Annotated in this window: 15 protein-coding genes; 8 read left to right on the forward strand and 7 right to left on the reverse strand. The window is 64.1% G+C overall.

The annotated features are described in order from the left end of the window. Position 1: 1 nt before the first annotated feature. From CSC73_RS07890 to CSC73_RS07900, 3 genes are all read right to left on the reverse strand, one after another. Positions 2 to 1510, reverse strand: a complete 1509-nt coding sequence (locus CSC73_RS07890) for a hypothetical protein (protein ID WP_163839898.1) — start codon at positions 1508 to 1510, stop codon at positions 2 to 4. Positions 1511 to 1679: 169 nt separating this feature from the next. Continuing rightward, positions 1680 to 2111: a pilin gene (locus CSC73_RS07895; protein WP_163839899.1), complete on the reverse strand. Its 432-nt coding sequence runs from the start codon at positions 2109 to 2111 to the stop codon at positions 1680 to 1682. A gap of 131 nt (positions 2112 to 2242) precedes the next feature. Further along, positions 2243 to 2677 carry a pilin gene (locus CSC73_RS07900; protein WP_163839900.1) on the reverse strand — a complete coding sequence of 145 codons (435 nt, stop codon included), beginning with the start codon at positions 2675 to 2677 and terminating at the stop codon, positions 2243 to 2245. A gap of 332 nt (positions 2678 to 3009) precedes the next feature. Here CSC73_RS07900 and CSC73_RS07905 point away from each other — a divergent pair, with 332 nt between their 5' ends. After that, the gene (locus CSC73_RS07905; RefSeq protein WP_163839901.1) at positions 3010 to 6060 is read left to right on the forward strand and encodes a spermidine synthase; all 3051 of its coding nucleotides are present in this window, start codon (positions 3010 to 3012) and stop codon (positions 6058 to 6060) included. Here CSC73_RS07905 and CSC73_RS07910 read toward each other — a convergent pair. The 3 genes from CSC73_RS07910 to CSC73_RS07920 all read right to left on the reverse strand — a co-directional run bounded on the left by CSC73_RS07910 (position 6041) and on the right by CSC73_RS07920 (position 11241). Next, positions 6041 to 7816, reverse strand: coding sequence for a hypothetical protein (locus CSC73_RS07910; protein ID WP_163839902.1), 1776 nt, complete (start codon positions 7814 to 7816; stop codon positions 6041 to 6043). The genes CSC73_RS07905 and CSC73_RS07910 overlap by 20 nt on opposite strands. Before the next feature lie 283 nt (positions 7817 to 8099). Beyond that, positions 8100 to 9494 (reverse strand): sigma-54-dependent transcriptional regulator, encoded by a 1395-nt coding sequence (locus CSC73_RS07915; RefSeq protein WP_163839903.1) that lies wholly within the window; start codon positions 9492 to 9494, stop codon positions 8100 to 8102. 139 nt (positions 9495 to 9633) lie between these two features. After that, complete coding sequence (locus tag CSC73_RS07920; protein ID WP_163839904.1) at positions 9634 to 11241, reverse strand: sensor histidine kinase; 1608 nt, start codon at positions 11239 to 11241, stop codon at positions 9634 to 9636. Positions 11242 to 11442: 201 nt separating this feature from the next. Between CSC73_RS07920 and sucC the strand changes: the two genes are divergently transcribed. From sucC to CSC73_RS07940, 4 genes are all read left to right on the forward strand, one after another. Further along, on the forward strand, positions 11443 to 12606 hold the full coding sequence (gene sucC / locus CSC73_RS07925) for an ADP-forming succinate--CoA ligase subunit beta (protein WP_163839905.1): 1164 nt from the start codon (positions 11443 to 11445) through the stop codon (positions 12604 to 12606). Positions 12607 to 12706: 100 nt separating this feature from the next. Continuing rightward, positions 12707 to 13582 (forward strand): succinate--CoA ligase subunit alpha, encoded by an 876-nt coding sequence (sucD, locus tag CSC73_RS07930; RefSeq protein WP_163839906.1) that lies wholly within the window; start codon positions 12707 to 12709, stop codon positions 13580 to 13582. 286 nt (positions 13583 to 13868) lie between these two features. Continuing rightward, complete coding sequence (locus tag CSC73_RS07935; protein ID WP_163839907.1) at positions 13869 to 14240, forward strand: endonuclease domain-containing protein; 372 nt, start codon at positions 13869 to 13871, stop codon at positions 14238 to 14240. Next, positions 14237 to 15868, forward strand: a complete 1632-nt coding sequence (locus tag CSC73_RS07940; RefSeq protein ID WP_163839908.1) for an NAD+ synthase — start codon at positions 14237 to 14239, stop codon at positions 15866 to 15868. The genes CSC73_RS07935 and CSC73_RS07940 overlap by 4 nt, the downstream gene beginning before the upstream one ends. A gap of 203 nt (positions 15869 to 16071) precedes the next feature. Here the strand turns inward: CSC73_RS07940 and CSC73_RS07945 are convergent, their stop codons facing one another. Beyond that, positions 16072 to 16959: an outer membrane protein assembly factor BamD gene (locus CSC73_RS07945; RefSeq protein ID WP_246197428.1), complete on the reverse strand. Its 888-nt coding sequence runs from the start codon at positions 16957 to 16959 to the stop codon at positions 16072 to 16074. 98 nt (positions 16960 to 17057) lie between these two features. Between CSC73_RS07945 and rluD the strand changes: the two genes are divergently transcribed. The 3 genes from rluD to CSC73_RS07960 are packed head-to-tail and all read left to right on the forward strand — an operon-like array spanning position 17058 to position 19466. Next, positions 17058 to 18062 carry a 23S rRNA pseudouridine(1911/1915/1917) synthase RluD gene (rluD, locus tag CSC73_RS07950; RefSeq protein WP_163840021.1) on the forward strand — a complete coding sequence of 335 codons (1005 nt, stop codon included), beginning with the start codon at positions 17058 to 17060 and terminating at the stop codon, positions 18060 to 18062. Further along, the gene (gene pgeF / locus CSC73_RS07955; protein WP_163839909.1) at positions 18059 to 18904 is read left to right on the forward strand and encodes a peptidoglycan editing factor PgeF; all 846 of its coding nucleotides are present in this window, start codon (positions 18059 to 18061) and stop codon (positions 18902 to 18904) included. The genes rluD and pgeF overlap by 4 nt, the downstream gene beginning before the upstream one ends. Before the next feature lie 10 nt (positions 18905 to 18914). Next, on the forward strand, positions 18915 to 19466 hold the full coding sequence (locus tag CSC73_RS07960; RefSeq protein WP_163839910.1) for a DUF4166 domain-containing protein: 552 nt from the start codon (positions 18915 to 18917) through the stop codon (positions 19464 to 19466). Positions 19467 to 19477: the final 11 nt, after the last annotated feature.

The following is a 19477-nucleotide window of genomic DNA, read 5'->3' on the forward strand; positions in this document are numbered from 1 at the left end:
ATCAGGGCGAAGCGGAGCAGTCGCCATGGACACCGGTCGCGCGCCCATACAGGTGCCAGGGACCGGACGAAGCGATTGGCTGCAAACGGCAGGTGGAACGTTGCGCGATCCAGCCATCCGGATTGGGCATTGAGCGAACCAATACGTAGTCGTAGCGGTCGCCGTGGTGCACTCGCCAATCGAACGTCTGCGGATTCCATGCGAAGCCCTGTTCGATCGACGTGGCTCGCGCGTCGCGGAACTTGAGCGGCGTGACGTAGAAGCGGGAGAAGCTAAATTCGCTCAAGCCGCCATGCTCGGCCTGGTACCAGCCGGGGAAATGCAGGAACGACGGCGAGGCATAGGCCAGACTCCGGCTATCCACCATCAACGACAGCAGGCGTCCCCCTGGTTTGGCATGCTGCATGACTTCGGTGTAGCCCTGGGTCTGGTCATCGAAAACAGAAGCCCGCAGTGAGTGCCAGGCCAACATGGCGCAGACGATAATGGCCGCGGTCAATGGCATGAGCCGGGACAGAATGCGTTGCGCAGGGCCGTGTGGGGATACGGGCCTGAAGCAGAGGAAGTACAACGGCAGACCGAACACCGCAAAGCGCTGCGCGGTAAAAGCATTGCCCGCAGCGTAGTTGGGAAACAGCAGCATCCAGCCGAGGTAGAAAGCGAAGGGCAGCCAGCGGCCGGGGGAGCGATCCGGCCGGGCGCCGAAAAGACACGGAGACGCCAATGCGAACAAGCCGACGGCCCAGCCTGCCAAAGCGTCGGGTGCAGCCACCATACGCGGCACCAGCGCGTATAACCGGTGCAGGCCCAGCGACCATTGGATTGGTTCGCTGGCCTGGGCCGAGCCGTGCAGACCCAGCCAGAGCCACAGGATCGTGACCGGCAACACCGAGAACAGAGGAATGCAGCGGCGCAACCAGGCCTTCGCTCCCTGCCACGGTGTGGATAGCATCAGGCAGGCCACCGCGCATGCGAATCCGGCGATCAGGATGTGGGCAAGGAGCAGGAAATGCGCCCACACCACGATCTTTGCCACGAGCCATGCATTGGATCGGTTGCGCAGGTCCAGCGCATCCGACAGGAACAGGAATGCCAGCGGCATCGCCACGATGAAGTTGAGGAAACCCCACTCATGGGCGAAGCCAAATGGCATCAATAGCAGCAGCCACGTCCAATGCCCGTTGACGCCGGCCCTGTGGCAGAAGCGCGCGGCCGACCATGGCAGCGCGGCCATCGACACGGCCAGGACCAGTTTGATCGACAGCAGGATGCCAAACGGGTACGACAGCGTCAGCACCAGTCCGTACCCCAGCCAGTAAGGATTGAAGTACTTCAGCTCGAATAGTCTGGCGAACGGCCATTCTCCTTGCAGCATGCCTTTGATCGATGCGATTTGCGCGGCGTGCTGGGGAATGTCCACCATCGGCGGGTAGTGGCTCATCCATAGCGGCAGCGTGCATAGCACGCAGGCGAGCGCAAACAGCCACCCATGGCGTCGCGTGTATTGCATGGCCGGCCTTGCCGGTTGGATGGCGTCGATGGTTGTCTCGCAGTATTGCAGTGCGCGGTGTCCGCAGGATGTTACCGCGCTGGGGCGCCTTTTCGCGCTAGGAATGGCGCTGCCAAAGACAAACCCCCGGGGCGGGTTTGCATGATTGCGTTGTCGCAGCCGCTTGCGATCAGCGACAGATCGAAGGCAGGTACTTCGGGTCCACGGTGGTGCCGTTGGCCGCTGTGCATTGCCATTGAGTGGAACCGTCGGCCCACAGCGGTTGGTAGACCAACACGGTGCCGGCGATGGCTGCATTGGCCTTGTTGCCGAAGGTGGCCGAGATGGTGCCGCCGGCGATGTCCACCTTGGTCACGTAGGTGCCCTTGATGTCGGCGGCCAACGCCATCCCGGCAGCTGCGTTATTCGCCGGCACCACGCCGTAATGCCAGTAGTACTCGTCCACTGCGATCTTGCCGGGGCCGGCTAGGCTGGCGCCTTCGCTGACCTGGGCGCGGATCAGGTAGTCGCGATAAGCCGGTATGGCAAGGGCGGCCAGGATGGCGATGATGGCCACGACGATCATCAGTTCGATCAGGGTGAAGCCCCTGGAGTGTTTCATGTTCTGCCCCGGTCAGATGAAACGGATGGTTCCCCGCGTTTTCCGACGCAAGGTCCGTACCAACCGGGCGGCCATGTGTCGCATAAAAAAACCCCGACCGGAGCCGGGGTTCAAATTGATGCGCATTGCGATTAACGGCAGCTGGACGGTAGGTACTTGACGTCGATGTTGGTGCCGTTACCCACGCAGGACCACGAGGTCGAACCCGCATTGAAAGTCGGGGTCAGAACCAAGGCCTTGCCAGCGATGGCGGCGTTTGCCTTAGTGCCGCTGAAGGTCGAGGTGATCGCGCCACCTGCACCCACAGTGACCTGGGATACATAGTCGCCTTTGATCGTGGTGTTGGTCGCCAAGCCAGCCGCGGCATTGGTAGCGGGCGCAACACCATAGTTTGCATAGTACTCGTCTACAGCAACCTTGGCTCCGCCGCTCAGGCTGGCGCCTTCGGAGACCTGGGTGCGGATGAGGTAGTCGCGGTACGCCGGAATGGCGATGGCGGCCAGGATGGCGATGATCGCGACGACGATCATCAGTTCGATCAGGGTAAAGCCTTGCTGCTTCTTCATGAGGTATCCCCTAGGTGGATAGATTTAAGTTTCACATGCCCACGCACGGTTTTACCACTCCGTGGGTGCCGTGCGGACGCACGTGCCGGAGTATCGACGCACGATATATGCCAGATTCCCCGACGAGGACTTTAAGCCTTAAAGCGACTGGAGGGTTATACCGACCGCACAAATCCACGAAAGGGTGTTAGGAGTGAAGTGACGCAATGCGTCACAAACTGACGCAGTAGGGCTGAAGAATCCAAATACCCGCTTTCCCGTAAGCATTCACATGGACACGGTCCGGCCAGTTGAGTAGGGTGGCCGTGGGGAGCACGCATCCGGGAAATCCTTTGAAAACCAATCGTCTTGGCTGGGCCTTGCTGGGCCTGTTCGTGTTGTCCGGGTTCGCCGGACTGATCTATCAATCGGTGTGGTCGCACTATCTGGGTCTGACTCTGGGCCATGCGGCCTATGCGCAGACCCTGGTGCTAGCCATTTTCATGGGTGGCATGGCATTGGGTGCATGGTTCGTTAGCCGGCGCAGTTTCGGCTGGCGGCGCCTGATCCTGGGCTATGCGTTAGTGGAGCTGCTGATCGGCGTGGTCGGGCTGGGCTTCCAGCCGATCTTCGAGGGCTATACCGCATTCTCGCAGCAGACCGCCCTTCCCGCCATCGGCAATGCTGGCCTTGCACACCTCTATCAGTGGACGACTGCGGCGCTGTTGATCTTGCCGCAAAGCCTGTTGTTGGGTGCGACGTTCCCGCTGATGAGCGCCGGCTACTTGCGCGTTGCACCGCAAGAAGATGGCGAAATCTTGGGCGGGTTGTATTTCACCAATAGCCTGGGCGCCGCGCTCGGCGCACTGGCGGCGACCTTCCTGTTACTGCCCGCAGTTGGTCTTCCGGGCACGGTGATGACTGCCGGATTGTTGAACATCCTAGTCGCCATGGGTGCGTGGGCGGTGAGTAAGTGGTTGGACCAGGAAGATGAAGGGGGCAAGTCACGACCTGCAGCGACTGCGGTCGCTGCGGAGGAGTCGGAAGAAGCCGTGCGCCTCGGTCGGATACTCCTGATGGCCACGGCGGTCTCGGGCGCGGCCTCGTTCGTGTACGAGATAGGCTGGGTCCGCCTTCTCAACCAGGCGTTGGGTGCGACCGTGCACAGTTTCGAACTGATGCTGGCAGCCTTCATTCTGGGCTTGGCATTCGGTGGCTTGTGGATACGCCGGCGCAGCGCAGCATTGACCGAACCGGTGCGCTACGTGGGTTACGTGCAGGTACTAATGGGCGTCGCCGCGCTGGTGTCGGTGCCAGTGTTCGCGCAGAGCTTCCGCTGGGTGGGCTGGATGCTGGATGCGCTATCGCGCAGCGATAATGGCTACGCCCTGTTCGAATTGGGCACCGCGGGCATCGCCTTGCTGGTGATGTTCCCGGCAGCGTTCTTCGCCGGCATGACGTTGCCGCTGTTCACCGTGACTCTGCTTCGCGCGGGTGCGGGCGAACGTGTGATCGGACGCATCTACGCGGCCAATACACTGGGCGCGATCGCCGGCGTGATGCTGGTGGTGCATGTGATGATCCCGGTGGTTGGGGTGAAGATGTCGGTGATGCTGGCCGCGCTGGCCGACATCGGCCTGGGTCTGTACCTGTTGCGCGCGGTCAACCCCGCGCGCCTAACCAAAGGAGTGGTCTTTGCCACCAGCGCGGCGGTTGTGGTGTTGTGCGCCAGTCTGCAGCTGGGGCAAGTGGAGCCGCGCATGCAGGTATCTGGGGTGTTCCGCACCGGCAAGACCATGGTGGGCAATGAGAGCACCACGGTGCCGTTCCTGAAGGATGGCAAGACGGCCACGGTCGCGGTTTACCGTTCCGAGAACCCACTGCAAATGGGCATCGCCACCAATGGCAAGCCCGATGCGGCATTGACGACCTTGCGAGACCCGCCCACCAGCGATGAAGTGACAATGATGATGGCTGGACTCATACCGCTTGCCTTGCATCCTGCACCGCGTGACGTGGCGGTGATCGGCTGGGGGTCTGGTCTGACAACGCACACGCTGCTGGGTAGCCCGGTGCCACGCAACGTCGACACTATCGAGATCGAACAAGTGATGTACGAGGGTGCAAAGCTGTTCGGCAACCGGGTCGCGCGCGCCTACGAGGATCCGCGCTCGCATTTGCGCGTTGACGATGCTCGCACTTTCTTTTCCACCGGCGCACGTCAGTACGACGTGATAGTTTCGGAGCCTTCCAATCCCTGGGTGAGCGGAGTCGCCAGTCTGTTCACGCGCGAATTCTACGGTTTCATGAAAAGTCACCTGAGGAATGACGGCATACTGGTGCAATGGCTGCATACCTACGAACTCGACGATCGTCTGGTCGGCACCATGTTGGCGGCGCTGGCGGAACAGTTTCCCGATGCCCAGCTGTACCTGACCAATGGCGCGGACATGTTGATTGTGGCGAGCAAGGGCAAAGCGCAGCCGCTCAACGCGGGCCCGTGGCAGGAGCAAGTGTTGGCGGCCGAACTTAGGCGCGTGGGGTTGGGCATGCCCGATGAAGTCGAGCTGCGCCGCATTGGTAGCGCAGAACTAATACGTCAATTCGTGCGTATGAGCAATGTGGTGCCGCATTCGGATTATTTCCCCACAGTGTCGTTGCAGGCGCCGAAGACACGCTTCGAGAAGAAAAACTCCGAGTTCCTGCAGCAACTGGTCGTCAACGGATTGCCGGTGCTTGATGTAGTGGAGTGCCGCAAACCACTGGGCGCTGCCGCCCAGGTCGCGGTGACCGAGGAGTCGACCTTCAGCCAATGGCGGGCCGTGTCCTTGCTGATCGCCAAAGCCATGCGTGAGGGTCGAGCGAGTACGGAGCTGCGGCAGCGATCCGAGGTCAGCGCCAAGGAGGTGGAATACGCATTGTCATTATCGCGTTTCGAACTAGCCGACCCGGTGGCGTTCAAGGCATGGACCAAGGCGGCATCGGTGCTGGCCAGCTCCACCATCGGCCACTTGCCCAGCGAAGATGTGGCTGATTTGTGGGCCGCGCCAACTTGGCTATCGCCACAGGCCCGACAATTGCCGCAAGTGAGCGCAGTGTTGCAGGCCTATGAGGCTGCGGCGATGCGCGACCCGGCGGCGATGCGCGCCAATGCCAGAGTGGTGCTGGGTATGCCAAGCAATTCCATGGCGCCGGAAATGCGCGAACAGATGTTAGTCATCGCCATGTTGGGTGCGTTAGGTAGCGGTGATCGTGCGGCGCTGCCGGCTATGGAGAAACTCTACGGCGTGCGTGGTGACGTGAGCAACAATTTCGCCTCGGTCCGCGGTTTCTTGATGGCCTGGGCCGACAGTCCGGCACAGGTGTGCATGGCGCGCAAACCGCTCACCGCGCAAGCGAATTGATCACCCGCAAGCGGGCGGCGGCCTGTGCCGCCCAAGCCTTGCCATCGCTTTGCGATGGCGGGCTTTGTACTAAAGCGGTATAGAGTTCGGCTGCATCCGCGTTGCGGCCAAGTTGTTCCAGCAACATCGCCATCCGGAACTGGTAATCCGGCAACGGCGAGAGTGCTTCTGCGCGCGCCTCGGCTGCCAGCGCCAGTTCGATCTCGCCATCGTGCTCCAGCACCAGGCTGTAGTTGTGCCATACCTCATGCCGGTCGTGGCGTTGTGCGATTGCGGCTTCGAGTTCGTGCCGTGCCAGCGGATAATCCTGATCCTGCACCGCCATTACCCCACGCAGTTCGTGCAGGCCGATCGCATTGGGCTGGTCGCGTTCTACTTCGTTAAGGAAACGCCGGGCATCGATGCGTTCGCCCATGCGGATGTAGCCATTGGCGATGCGCTGCCAATCCATCGGCATGGGCGCGATGCGCTGCGCCTGCCACAGCGAAAACGCACCGAGCAATCCCGATAGCGTCAAGCACGCCAGCAAGGCCTGCCCGCGCCGTGTCCGCGCCAATTCGAACAGCCAGGCCAGCCACAACGCACTGCCCAGTACGAACGGCGTGACGATATTGAAGCGAAAGCGGTCCTCGGCGAAAAACACTGCGATTGTCACCAGTCCCATCGCCACCGGGGCCAACACTACCCAGCCGCGTCGGTCGTGATGCACCAACAACAGCAAGCCGGGCAGGCCCAGTGCGAACAGCCAACCGAAAGGTTGCGGCAGGACGCGCAGCAACGGCGAGAAGCGGCGTTCGTCCTGATAGGAGCGGTTGTTGGGGACCTCAGGGTAAGCGCTAAATTCGCCCAGTTTGCGTGTGGCGTTGCGAAAACTCTGGCTTGGGTGCGACAGCAGATAATCGCGGGCCTGTCTGCGCCAATAGTCGTCCACCTGCTGCGAAGTGAGTCGATGTCCGGCGCGCCGTTCCGCTTCAGCGACATAGGCGCGGTGGATTTCGCTGGGATGGCCATAGCGCACGAACGACGGTGCGCCCGACAGCGAACGTGGATTTTCCGGGTTGTAGAGTTGGTGCAGGACCACGCCGCCGTTGGTGGGCATCGGACTCCAGCGATCGGCTAATACCACGTTGCGCGCAACCAGCAACGCCAGCGGCAACGCCAAACCCAGCACCAGCAGGCCGGTAAGTTGCAGGAGTCCTTGAGTGGGTTGTGTGCGACATTGCAACCACGGGATCAGCACTACAGCCAATCCGAACAACAGGATCAGATTGGCGCGCAAAGCCACACCCAGCCCACAGTACAGGCCGAAGCCGACCCATCCTAGGGCTCGGTCGGTACGAAAGACGCGTAGGCCCAGCCAAATCCACCAGGTCACATATCCCGTTACCCAAGTGGTCTTGAGCAACATCATAGGAAAGGCCATCGCCGGCCCCAGCAAAGAGTAAATCAGCGCGGCCAGCAGTCCCACCTTGGGGCGATTAAGCTCACGTGCTATGAGGATCAGCGCATATGCGGTGCCCACATCCACTGCGACCTGCAACAGGTACATCGGAAAGACGCTGCCGCCGAATTTGATCGCCGCGCCCAGGACATAGCCGTATAACGGGTCCATGAAGCCGAATTCCGGGGTCATGCCACCGCTGCCGAAGGCAACGTCCAGACCGAAGCGCCGGTAGAAATCCTCGTCGGGCCCGATCTGATAAGTCAGCGGACTACGTAGGGCGTAAAGCAGATGCACGACGCGCAGTGCCAGCACCAGACACAACACGGTGAACGGAGTTAGGAGGCGGCTACAGCGATCGGTCAGCGATGGGTGCGCCGGAGAAAGAGATGTCATGGGGTGGGATAGTCAGCAGGGCAATTACTGCCCATGGCCAGTGTGTGGAAGATAGGGTGCTATGGGGGCGCTCCATGATTGCTTTATCCCGAGCGGTGAATCAGAAGCTCGGTACTGGAAGCAGCCCTTAAGGCGCCGGTGCTCTTGCTGTTGACTTCTCTTCGCGGAATTAAGGACCCGCGGCCGAAAGCCGCTTCCGCAATTATTCCATGCCCAATTTTTTCAACTTATAGCGAAGGGCGCGGAAAGTGATGCCCAGCTGCGCGGCCGCCTTGGTCTTGTTCCAGCGATTGTCTTCCAGCGCTTTCTGGATCGCCGCCCGCTCCAACTGCTCGATGTATGAAGGCAGCGCGCCGGCGCCCGGATCGATTCCGGACAGCGGCGCCTCATCGGCCAGTGCCGGCACTTCGACAGGCGCGCGTCCGCCGTAGCCGTTGCCCTGCGGCAGGTGCAGGTCGGCGGCGTCGATGCGGTCGCCATCGGCCATGGCCATGGCCCGTTCCAGGATGTTCTCCAGTTCGCGCACATTGCCGGGGAAACCATAGGCCGCCAGGGCGTCGATGGCGCCTGCGGTCGGCTGCGGAGCGCTACGACCATGCGTCCCCGCCAGCCGCGCCAGGATGGCCGAGGTCAGTTGCGGCAGGTCGCCGGTGCGTTCGCGCAGGGGCGGCACGCGCAGTTCGATCACATTGATGCGGTAATAGAGGTCGTGGCGGAAACGGCCGTCGTTGGCCAGGTCGCCCAGGTCCTTGTGGGTGGCCGAGAGGATGCGCACGTCGACCGGTATCTCGGTGGAGGCGCCTACCGGGCGTACCGCCTTCTCCTGGATGGCGCGCAGCAGTTTGACCTGCATGGGCAGCGGCAGCTCGGCGACTTCGTCCAGGAACAGGGTGCCGCCGTTGGCCGCCTGGAACAGGCCGGTCTTGTCGGCATGGGCGCCGGTGAAGCTGCCCTTCTTGTGGCCGAAGAACTCGCTTTCCATCAGCTCGGCCGGGATGGCGCCGCAGTTGACCGGAACGAAGGGACCCGCGGCGCGGGCGCCCTGTTCGTGGATGGTGCGGGCGACCAGCTCCTTGCCCACGCCCGATTCGCCCAGGATGTAGACCGGCGCCTGGCTGCGGGCCACCTTGGCGATGGTGTCGCGCAGCTGGCCCATCGGCGCCGAATTGCCGAGCAGTCGGCTGGCCTGTTCCGGCGGGGGCGGTGCGGGGGCCGCGCGTTCGGAGTTGTTGAGTTCCAGCGCGTGCTTGACCAGGCCGCGCAGCACGCTGATATCCACCGGCTTGCTGACGAAATCGAACGCGCCGGCCTTCAGTGCCTCTACCGCCAGCTCGACATTGCCGAAGGCGGTGATCATGGCGACCGGCGTGCGGGGATACAGGCGGCTGATGTCGCCGACCAGCTCGATGCCGTTGCCGTCGGGCAGGTTCATGTCGGTGAAGCAGAGGTCGTAGGTGTTCCGGGACAGGTGCTCGCGCGCCTCGCCAAGGTTGGCGGCGGTATCGATGCGCAGACCCATGCGGCCCAGGGTCAAAGTCAACAGCTCGCGGATATCGCGCTCATCGTCGACGATCAGGGCGCTGCGGTTTTCGCTCATTCGGGTCCCTCACAATCCCCTGTGCAAGAAGTGTAACTGTTCATTGCCGTTGTAGGAGCGGGCCCTGCCCGCGACCGCCGTTTGCGGTTATCTGCCACCAAGAGCGGTCGCGGGCAGGGCCCGCCCCTACAAGGGCGGGTCATGCAGGCAGCAACGAGTGCGGGCCGGGCAGGGTGACGCGGAAGCAGCTGCCGCCGCCGGGCACCGCCACGTATTCCAGCGAGGCCTGGTTGGCGCGGCACAGCTCGCGGGCGATGTACAGACCCAGCCCGGTGCCGTGCTCGGAGGTGGTGAAGAACGGGCGGAACAACTGCGCGGCCACGGCTTCGGGGATGCCCGGACCGCGATCCAGCACATCGATCATCGGGCGGTTGTCGGCCTGGAATACCCTCAGCCGCACGCGCGCCGGCTCACCGGGCAGGCGGCCGTAATTCAGGGCGTTGTGCACCAGCACGGTCAAGATCTGCTGCAGGTGGCGCAGATCGACCAGGGCCGGCACGGCGCGCGCGCCGATCACCGTCTCCAGGCTGTCGGTCTCGATGGACATGTTCTGCTGGTACTCGTCCACGAACCGGCGCACGTAGCCGTTGAGGTCCACATGCTCCGGGCTGGCGCGTTCGCGGCGCGCCAGTCCCAGCACGCTTTCCACGATGCCGTTGGTGCGCTGGCACTGCTGGTGGATGATCTGCAGCAGGCGGCGGTCGCCGTCGATGATGCTCTTGGATTCCTCCAGCAACTGCACCGCGTAGTTGATCGCGGCCAGCGGGTTGCGGATTTCGTGGGCCAGGCTGGCCGAAAACCGGCCCAGGGCGCTCAAGGTCAGCGACTCGGCGCGCCGCGAAACCACGCTGGCATCGTCCAGGAACACCAGCGACAGTTCGCTGCCGGCCAGCAGGCGGGCGAAGCGCGGCTGTACTTCGGGCTGGTCGGGCGAGAGCTGCAGGGGGGTCTCGTCGTTCTGCCAGCCGTTGCGCCATTGCTGCAGGCGGCGGGCCAGTTCCGGGGCGACTTGCGGCAGGTGGATGCCGTGGCCGTCGTTCTCGCCTTCGCTGCCGTCGCCCAGCAACAGGGAGGCAGCCTCGTTGGCCAGTTTGATGCGGTTATCGGCGTCCACCACCAGCACACCGGTACGCATGCGGCGGATGATCAGTTCGTTGACCTCGAACAGATTGGCCACTTCCAGGCCGCGCTGGTCGGCCAGGGCCTCGCTGGAACGGGTGCGCTGGCCGGCCCGGCTGGCCAGGTAGCCGACCGCCAGATAGCTGATGGCGAACATGATGAGTTCGGCCACGGGCCGGTCGACATTGCCCAGACTCCACACGAATTCGACCGACATGATCACCGGCGCCAATACGGTGACTGCCATTCCCCAGCGGAAGGACAGCAGCAGCGCAGCGGCCGCTACGTTGAACAGCAGCAGCATTGCGACGCCGGCCGTGGCCTGGGGCAAGGCATGGGTAATCAGTCCCGCCACCACGATATCCACGCAGGCGCCGATCAGCACCAGCGGGGTCAGCCAGCGCGTCTTGCGCCCGAACAGCATCATCAGGACGGCGAAAACCAGATAGAAAGCCGTGACGACGGTCCCCAGCATCGGGGCCTCGGATTCTCCCAGCATCCCCGAAAGCGGGCTGAACAGCAGCCCGGCCAGAATACCGGCTTCCAGCACCCGGTACAGGGTGAAGAAATAGAGTTCGCGCGCAGGCGCGGATTCCAGATGAGGGATGATCGAAGGGCGCTGCGTCAAGCGGGGGATTCCCGACGGCGAAGGCCACAGTATAAGGAGTGTGCCCCGATAAGGATGCGCCCCGGTCCGGAACCCCGCCTAAGCCGAAGGTCGGTTTTGCACCGCAGCACGGGGTGGAGGACAATGGGCGGCCCATCGGCGCCCTCCGGCCAGCCCGGACTCCGCGCGCGGTGCGTTCTGTTCTTCCAAATACGGTGACGCATGAACTTTCACGAATACCAGGCGAAGCAGTTGTTTGCCGAATACGGCATTGCGGTGCCGGCCGGGCGCATCGCGCGCACGCCGGAAGAAGCGGTCGAAGCCGCCAAAGCCATTCCCGGCGACCTTTGGGTGGTCAAGGCCCAGATCCATGCGGGCGGCCGCGGCAAGGCCGGCGGCGTCAAGCTGGCCAAGACCCTGGACGAAGTGAAGCAGTATGCCGCGGCGATGCTGGGCACCAGGATGGAGACCTACCAGTCCGGCGGCGTGGCCCTGCCCATCGACACCGTGCTGATTTCCGAAGGCACCGATATCGCCAAGGAACTGTACCTTTCGGTGCTGGTGGACCGTGCCAGCCAGGCCATCACCTTCATCACCTCCAGCGAAGGCGGCGTGGACATCGAAACCGTCGCCCGCGAAACCCCGGAAAAGATCCAGACCCTGGACGTCAACTTCGTGCAGGGCCTGCAGCCCTATCAGACCCGCGAAGTGGGCTTCGCCCTGGGTCTGGACGCCAAGCAGGTCAACCAGCTGAGCAAGATCATGCTGGGCCTGTACAAGCTGTTCAACGAAAAGGATCTGGCCCTGGTCGAACTGAACCCGCTGGCCATCCTCACCAACGGCAACCTGGCCGTGCTCGACGGCAAGGTCAATTCCGACGACAACGCCTCCTTCCGCCACGCCGATCTGGTGGCCATGCGCGACAAGTCGCAGGAAGACGAGACCGAAGTGCTGGCCAGCGAGAACGACCTCAACTACGTGACCATGGACGGCAACATCGGCTGCATGGTCAACGGCGCGGGTCTGGCCATGGCCACCATGGACGTGATCAAGCTCAGCGGCGGCGAACCGGCCAACTTCCTGGACGTGGGCGGCGGCGCCACCAAGGAGCGCGTGACCACCGCGTTCAAGCTGATCCTGTCCAGCGACAAGGTCAAGGCGATCTTCGTCAACATCTTCGGCGGCATCGTCCGCTGCGACATGATCGCCGAAGGCATCATCGCCGCGGTCAAGGACGTGGGCGTCAAGGTGCCGGTGATCGTGCGCCTGGAAGGCACCAACGTGGAAGCCGGCAAGGCGCTGCTGCGCGATTCCGGGCTGGCCATCATCACCGCCGACGACATCAACGATGGCGCCAAGAAGGCCGTCGCCGCCGTCGCCGCCTGACAACCACCCTGTAGGAGCGGGCCTTGCCCACGACCGGGCTCTACCTGTAAAGCTTCGTCGCGGGCAGGGCCCGCTCCTACAAAGCCCCAAGGATTTTCATATGAGCGTTTTGGTCAACAAGAACACCAAGGTCATCGTGCAGGGCTTCACCGGCCAGCAGGGCACCTTCCACGCCACCCAGATGGTCGAATACGGCACCCAGGTCGTGGGCGGCGTGACTCCGGGCAAAGGCGGCACCACCCATATCGAACTGCCGGTGTTCAACACCGTGCGTGAAGCGGTCGCCTCCACCGGCGCCGACGCGTCGGTGATCTACGTGCCGCCGCCGTTCGCCGCCGACGCCATCCTGGAAGCGGCCGACGCCGGCATCCGCGTGATCGTCTGCATCACCGAAGGCATCCCGGTGCTGGACATGCTGCGGGTCAAGAACACGCTGAAGGGCTATCCGAACACCACCCTGATCGGCCCCAACTGCCCCGGCATCATCACCCCGGGCGAGTGCAAGATCGGCATCATGCCGGGCCACATCCACCTGCCGGGCAAGATCGGCATCGTCTCGCGCTCTGGCACCCTGACCTATGAAGCGGTCAAGCAGACCACCGACGTGGGCCTGGGCCAGAGCACCTGCATCGGCATCGGCGGCGATCCGATCAACGGCGTCAACTTCGTCGACGCGCTGAAGCTGTTCAACGAAGATCCGCAGACCGAGGGCATCATCATGGTCGGCGAGATCGGCGGTTCGGCCGAAGAAGAAGGCGCCGACTACATCGCCAAGCACGTCAAGAAGCCGGTGGTCGGTTTCATCGCCGGCGCTTCGGCTCCGGCCGGCAAGCGCATGGGCCATGCCGGCGCCATCGCGTCGGGCGGCAAGGGTACGGCCGAGGGCAAGTTCGCGGCGATGGAAGCGGCGGGCGTGGTCACGGTGCGTTCGCCGGGGGATCTGGGTGCGGCGATTGCTAAGTTGGTGAAGAAGTAAGTCTCCATCGCTAGAGTTTGGAGCAGAAGGCCGCCCTGTGCGGCCTTTTGTTTGTCCAGTGCAGAAGCGCCCTCATCCGCCCTTCGGGCACCTTCTCCCGCAGGCGGGAGAAGGGTTGCTATCTGGCTTGCAGCGAACGTTCGGATTGGGTCGGAGAGTCGTTGCCAAAACGAAGAACCCCTCTCCCGCTTGCGGGAGAGGGGCAGGGGTGAGGGCGCGGCATTTCCTTACATCCCTGGCTCTCCTTTGCCGGTAACCTGCAATCCGGCCATGCCGGAGCGCAAGGATGCGCGAACGACAGAAGACCCGCTTCGCGCGGCATTTACGCCGGCATATGACCGATGCCGAGTCTTCGCTTTGGCATCATCTGCGCAACAGGACGCTCATGGGCTGCAAATTCCGTCGCCAGCACCCTATCGGCCCCTACATAGTGGATTTCGCGTGTGTCGAACGGAAGCTGGTGATCGAACTGGATGGCAGCCAGCATGCCGACAGTGCCAGCGATTCCGCTCGGACAAGCTGGATCCAGGCAAACGGTTACCGCGTCCTCCGTTTCTGGAACAATGACGCCTTGCGCCAACAGCAGGTGGTACTAGCCGTGATCCTCGAAGTTTTGGAAAGTGCCGGACCGATTGCGAGCAACGGGGCAGCACCATGACGCTCCGCATCGCCCTTGCCCAGTTCGACTTCCCCGTTGGCGCCGTCGCCCAGAACGCCGAACGCATCGCTGCGATGATCGCCGAGGCGCGCGATGCGCATGGCGCCGACCTGGTGCTGTTCCCCGAACTGGCGATCAGCGGCTACCCGCCGGAGGACCTGCTGATGCGCCCCGGCTTCCTGCGCGACTGCGAGACCGCCCTGCAGCGTGTGGCCGCTTCCGTGCACGGGATCGTCGCGGTGGTGGGGTGGCCGCAATCGGCCGGCAGCGTGGTCTACAACGCGGCCAGCGTGCTGCGCGAGGGCGGGGTGGAAGCCACCTATCGCAAGCGCGAGCTGCCCAACTATGCGGTGTTCGACGAACGCCGTTATTTCGATGTCGATCCCGATGGCGGCGCCTGCGTGTTCGAGGTGGCCGGGGTGCCGGTCGGGCTGGTGATCTGCGAAGACCTGTGGTTCGCCGAGCCGCTGGGCGAAACCCGCGATGCTGGCGCGCAGCTGGTGCTGGTGCCCAACGCTTCGCCGTTCGAGCGCGACAAGCATGCCCAGCGCGATGCTCTGTTGGCGCAGCGGGTCGGCGAAACCGGCATGGCGCTGGCTTATCTCAACGTAGTGGGCGGACAGGATGCGCTGGTGTTCGACGGCGCCTCGGTGCTGGCCGACGGCGACGGACTGGTGCATCCGGCGGCGCGCGCGTTCGAGGATCATTGGCTGATCGCCGACTACAACGCGGATACGCGCAAATTCACCCCGCTGGAATGGCCGTGCGAAGCGGATGAAAGCCGCGACGGTCTGGCCTGGCGCGCGGTGGTGCGCGGCACGCGCGACTATTGCGCCAAGAACGGGTTCTCGAAAGTATGGCTGGGGCTTTCCGGCGGCATAGATTCGGCGCTGGTGCTGGCGATCGCGGTGGACGCGCTGGGTGCGGACAACGTCACCGCGGTGCGGCTGCCTTCGCGCTACACCGCCGATCTTTCCAACGACCTGGCCGCCGAACAGTGCGCGACGATGGGCGTGAAGCTGGAGACGATTCCGATAGAGGCGCCTTTCAAGGGTTTCATCGAGGCCCTGGGGCCGGTTTTCGCGGGTCGCCAGGCCGACACGGCCGAGGAGAACCTGCAGTCGCGCAGCCGCGGCGTGATCATGATGGCGCTGTCCAACAAGCTGGGCGGACTGCTGCTGACCACCGGCAACAAGAGCGAATACGCGGTGGGTTACGCCACCATCTACGGCGACATGTGCGGCGGCTATGCGCCGATCAAGGACCTGTACAAGACCGAGGTGTTCGCGCTGGCGCGCTGGCGCAACACCGTCGGCGGCGCGCCTGTGATTCCCGAGGCGGTCATCGTCCGCCCGCCTTCGGCCGAGTTGCGCGAAAACCAGACCGACCAGGATTCTCTGCCGCCCTACGACGTGCTGGACGCGATTTTGCTGCGCTACGTGGACCAGGAACAATCGCGCGACGAGATCGTCGCGGCCGGTTTCGATGCGGACGTGGTGGACCGGATGCTGCGGCTGGTACGCATCAACGAATGGAAACGCCATCAGGCCGCGCCCGGACCGAAGGTGTCGCGGCGCGCATTCGGGCGCGAGCGGCGTTATCCGATAAGCAACAAGTATTTGGGGTGAGGGGTTTCCCTTCTCCCATTGGGAGAAGGTGGCGCGTAGCGACGGATGAGGGAGGGAGAATGACTTGCTATGGAAGGGTTCAGTACAAACTGATTTCCCATTCCCTCATCCGCCCCCGCATCGAGTACGGGGCAGGCTCTTCGGGCGCCTTCTCCCAGAGGGAGAAGGGAGCATAAATAAGGGGCCTTGCGGCCCCTTTTTCTTCAATCCTTCTTCTTCATGTCCACCGCCGACTTCTCCCCGGCGAACGGGTTGAGCTTGCGGATCGGAGACGGGTAGTCCGGCCATTCGCCGCTCAGCCAGGGGTGCTGCGGATCGTTCTGCTGCAGCACGCGGCGGGCGTCGGCGGCCAGGGTTTCGTTGCCAAGGTGCGTATAGGCTTCGCCCAGCACGGCCACGGCGTCGTTCTGGAATTCGCTCTGCGGGTAGGTTTCCAGCAGGTATTTCGCGCGGGCGGCGGCCGATACCCAGGCATCGCGGCGCAGGTAGTACAGCGCGGTGTCCAGCTCGTGGCGAGCGAACAGGTTGCGCAGCGCGACCATGCGCTGGCGCGCATCGGCGGCGTAGCGGCTGTTGGGATAGCGCTCGGCCAGCAGGTTGAAGTCGTTGTAGCCCTGCAAAGGCGTGGCCAGGTCGCGGCGGCTAGGATCGAGCTTCCATACCCTCTGCAGGAACACCGTGTCGCGCCCCGAGTTGGCCAGGCCGCGCAGGTAGTACATGTAGGGAACGTTGCGCTGGGTCGGGTAGGTGCGGATGAAGCGGTCCACGGTGGAAACCGTGTCGTCCATCTTGCCGGCCTTGTACTGCGCGTAGGCCGTTTCCATCAGCGCCTGCTCGGTATAGGGGCCGTACGGATACTGGGCGATCAGCTGGCGGAAGGTGATTTCGGCCCGGTCCCAGTTGCCGCCGACCATGGAGGCGTGCGCCTTCTCGTAGATCTCCTCGACCGGCTTTCCTTCGACGGAGTCCTTGTCCTTCTTGAAGAACTTGCCGCAACCGGTACCGGTGAAGGCCACCACCAGCATCAGGGCGAGAATGCGCAGGAAAGCGGGACGGGCGGCGGCGGAACGGGTCGTGGGGCGCTGGGTCATGGGCTGGCGGAAGGCCGCGGCAGGGAATTCGGAACGGCGATGATAGCCTAGGCGCTGCCCAAGCCATGAACGTGCGGCCAACGCGCCGCCTGCAAAGCATGACCGAACCCACCCAGATCGACCTCCCGGACGATTCGTCCGACGACACCACCCTGCGTACCGCCGTGGTCCCCGGCAGCGCCGCAGGCCGCCGTTTCGACGCGGTGCTGGCCGAACTCTTCCCCGAATACTCGCGTACCCGGCTCTCCGAGTGGATCAAGTCCGGGGACGCCCGTCTGGACGGCGAAATCGTGCGCGGGCGCGACCCGGTGCGCGGCGGCGAGACCGCCAGCCTGGGCGTGGTGCTGGACACCCAGACCCATGCGCTGCCCGAGGACATCCCGCTGGAGGTGCTGTACGAGGATGCCGACGTCCTGGTGCTCAACAAGCCCGCCGGGCTGGTGGTGCACCCGGGCGCGGGCAATCCCACCGGCACCCTGGTCAACGCGCTGCTGTTCCGCGACCCGTCGCTGTCCCTGGTGCCGCGCGCGGGCATCGTGCACCGCCTGGACAAGGACACCAGCGGGGTGATGGTGGTGGCGCGCACGCTGCCGGCGCATACCGCCCTGGTCGAACAGCTCTCCTCGCGCGAAGTGCATCGCCAGTACCTGGCCATCGTGGTCGGTTCCATGGTTTCTGGCGGCACCGTCAACGCGCCGATCGACCGCCACCCGCGCGACCGCATCCGCATGGCCGTGCGCGAGGAAGGCCGCGACGCCGTCACCCATTACCGCCTGCGCGAACGTTTCCGCGCCCACACCGCACTGGAGTGCCGCCTGGAAACCGGCCGCACCCATCAGATCCGCGTGCACATGGCGCATCTCAAGTACCCGATCATCGGCGATCCGCTGTACGGCGGTCCGCTGAAGCTGCCCAAGCATGCGACCGAAGAACTCATCGCCGCTTTGCGCGGGTTCAAGCGCCAGGCTTTGCATGCCGAAATCCTGGAGTTCAAGCACCCGATCAGCGGCGAACCGGTGCGCGTGTCCGCACCGGTGCCGGCCGACATGCTGAACCTGCTGGCAGCGCTGCGCGCCGACGGCGAGGCGCAGAAGCGGCGATGAACGCGGCGGTATGGGCGCAGTGGGCGGTGCCGGGAAAAGTGCGCGCCTTCACTACGCTGCGGCATGGCGCCGGCATCTCGTTGCCGCCGTTCGACCATTTCAACCTGGGCAATCGCACCGCTGCCGACGGGGACGATCCGGCGACGGTCGAGCGCAATCGTGTCGAGCTGGTCGAGCGCTTTGCGCTGCCTTGCGCGCCGCACTGGTTGCGGCAGGTGCATGGGATTGAAGTGCTGCGGTTTTTGGCCCCTCCCCCTGCGACGGCAGGGGGAGGTTGGGAGAGGGTGCTGTCAGCCCCACGTGCACCTGATGCAACCCCTCCCCATCCCTCCCCTGCCTTCGCAGGAGAGGGGGTGGAACCCATCGCCGACGCTTCCGTCACCTCCACCCCTGGCGTAGTCCTGGCCATCCTCACCGCCGATTGCCTCCCCGTCGTGTTCGCCAACGAAGACGGCAGCGAAATCGGCGCCGCACACGCGGGCTGGCGCGGCTTGGCCGCCGGTGTACTGGAGAACACGGTCGCCGCGATGCGATCGCCGCCGGACAGGATCGTGGCCTGGCTCGGGCCGGCCGCCGGGCCGCAGGCCTACGAGATCGGCGCAGAAGTGTTCGACGCATTCGTTTCGCAGGACGGAAACGCAGCTTCCGCCTTCGTGGCCACGCGTCCGGGCCACTGGCGCGTCGATCTGTACGCGCTCGCTCGCCAGCGCCTGGCCAAACTCGGCATTACCCGCGTGCACGGCGGCGATCTGTGCACCATCTCCGACCCGCAACGCTTCTTCTCCCATCGCCGCGATGCGAGAACCGGACGCATGGCCACGCTGGTGTGGATGCAGCCGTGAGCACGTTGTCATGAGCACGCCGCTGTTCCAGCGCGTGCTGGGCGCGGAATTCGAAACCTTGCCGTCTGCGGTCAAGGCGCTGCATACGGCAAGCGGCCATCGCCGCTACCACGGGCAGGTGGAAGTGGTGCGCGGCGGGAATCCGTTGGCGCGCCTGTTCGCCTGGGCCACGCGCTTGCCGCCCGCCGGACAGGGCGAAGTGGAAGTGGAGATAGACGCAAGCGGCGGGGAGGAAAGGTGGACGCGCCATATCGGCGGCCATGCGATGCCCTCGCGTTTGTGGGAACGGGATGGATTGTTGTGCGAACAACTGGGGCTGGTGCGTTTCGGATTCCGGCTGACGGTGGAGCAGGGCGCCATCGTCTGGCGGGTGGAGCGCGTCGCGGCGCTGGGCCTGCCGTTGCCTGCGCATTGGTTTGCGCAAGTGCTGGCGCGCGAATCCGAAGCCGACGGCCGTTATCTTTTCGACGTCGCTGCCGCAATTCCGATGATCGGCCTGCTGGTGCGTTACCGGGGTTGGCTGCGCGTAGAGCAGGCCGCAATGCCACGTAGGGCGACGTAGGGCGACGTAGG

It is taken from the genome of Pseudoxanthomonas sacheonensis, from assembly GCF_010093305.1.
Taxonomy (GTDB): domain Bacteria; phylum Pseudomonadota; class Gammaproteobacteria; order Xanthomonadales; family Xanthomonadaceae; genus Pseudoxanthomonas_A; species Pseudoxanthomonas_A sacheonensis.

Excerpts from the sequence above, each read along its gene's own strand:
- CSC73_RS07895 (WP_163839899.1), bottom strand. The coding sequence starts at position 2,111 with ATGAAACACTCCAGGGGCTTCACCCTGATCGAACTGATGATCGTCGTG.
- CSC73_RS07900 (WP_163839900.1), bottom strand. The coding sequence starts at position 2,677 with ATGAAGAAGCAGCAAGGCTTTACCCTGATCGAACTGATGATCGTCGTC.
- pgeF (WP_163839909.1), top strand. The coding sequence starts at position 18,059 with ATGAACGCGGCGGTATGGGCGCAGTGGGCGGTGCCGGGAAAAGTGCGC.
- CSC73_RS07960 (WP_163839910.1), top strand. The coding sequence starts at position 18,915 with ATGAGCACGCCGCTGTTCCAGCGCGTGCTGGGCGCGGAATTCGAAACC.
- sucC (WP_163839905.1), top strand. The coding sequence starts at position 11,443 with ATGAACTTTCACGAATACCAGGCGAAGCAGTTGTTTGCCGAATACGGC.
- CSC73_RS07915 (WP_163839903.1), bottom strand. The coding sequence starts at position 9,494 with ATGAGCGAAAACCGCAGCGCCCTGATCGTCGACGATGAGCGCGATATC.
- sucD (WP_163839906.1), top strand. The coding sequence starts at position 12,707 with ATGAGCGTTTTGGTCAACAAGAACACCAAGGTCATCGTGCAGGGCTTC.
- CSC73_RS07945 (WP_246197428.1), bottom strand. The coding sequence starts at position 16,959 with ATGACCCAGCGCCCCACGACCCGTTCCGCCGCCGCCCGTCCCGCTTTC.
- CSC73_RS07940 (WP_163839908.1), top strand. The coding sequence starts at position 14,237 with ATGACGCTCCGCATCGCCCTTGCCCAGTTCGACTTCCCCGTTGGCGCC.
- CSC73_RS07935 (WP_163839907.1), top strand. The coding sequence starts at position 13,869 with ATGCGCGAACGACAGAAGACCCGCTTCGCGCGGCATTTACGCCGGCAT.
- rluD (WP_163840021.1), top strand. The coding sequence starts at position 17,058 with ATGACCGAACCCACCCAGATCGACCTCCCGGACGATTCGTCCGACGAC.
- CSC73_RS07890 (WP_163839898.1), bottom strand. The coding sequence starts at position 1,510 with ATGCAATACACGCGACGCCATGGGTGGCTGTTTGCGCTCGCCTGCGTG.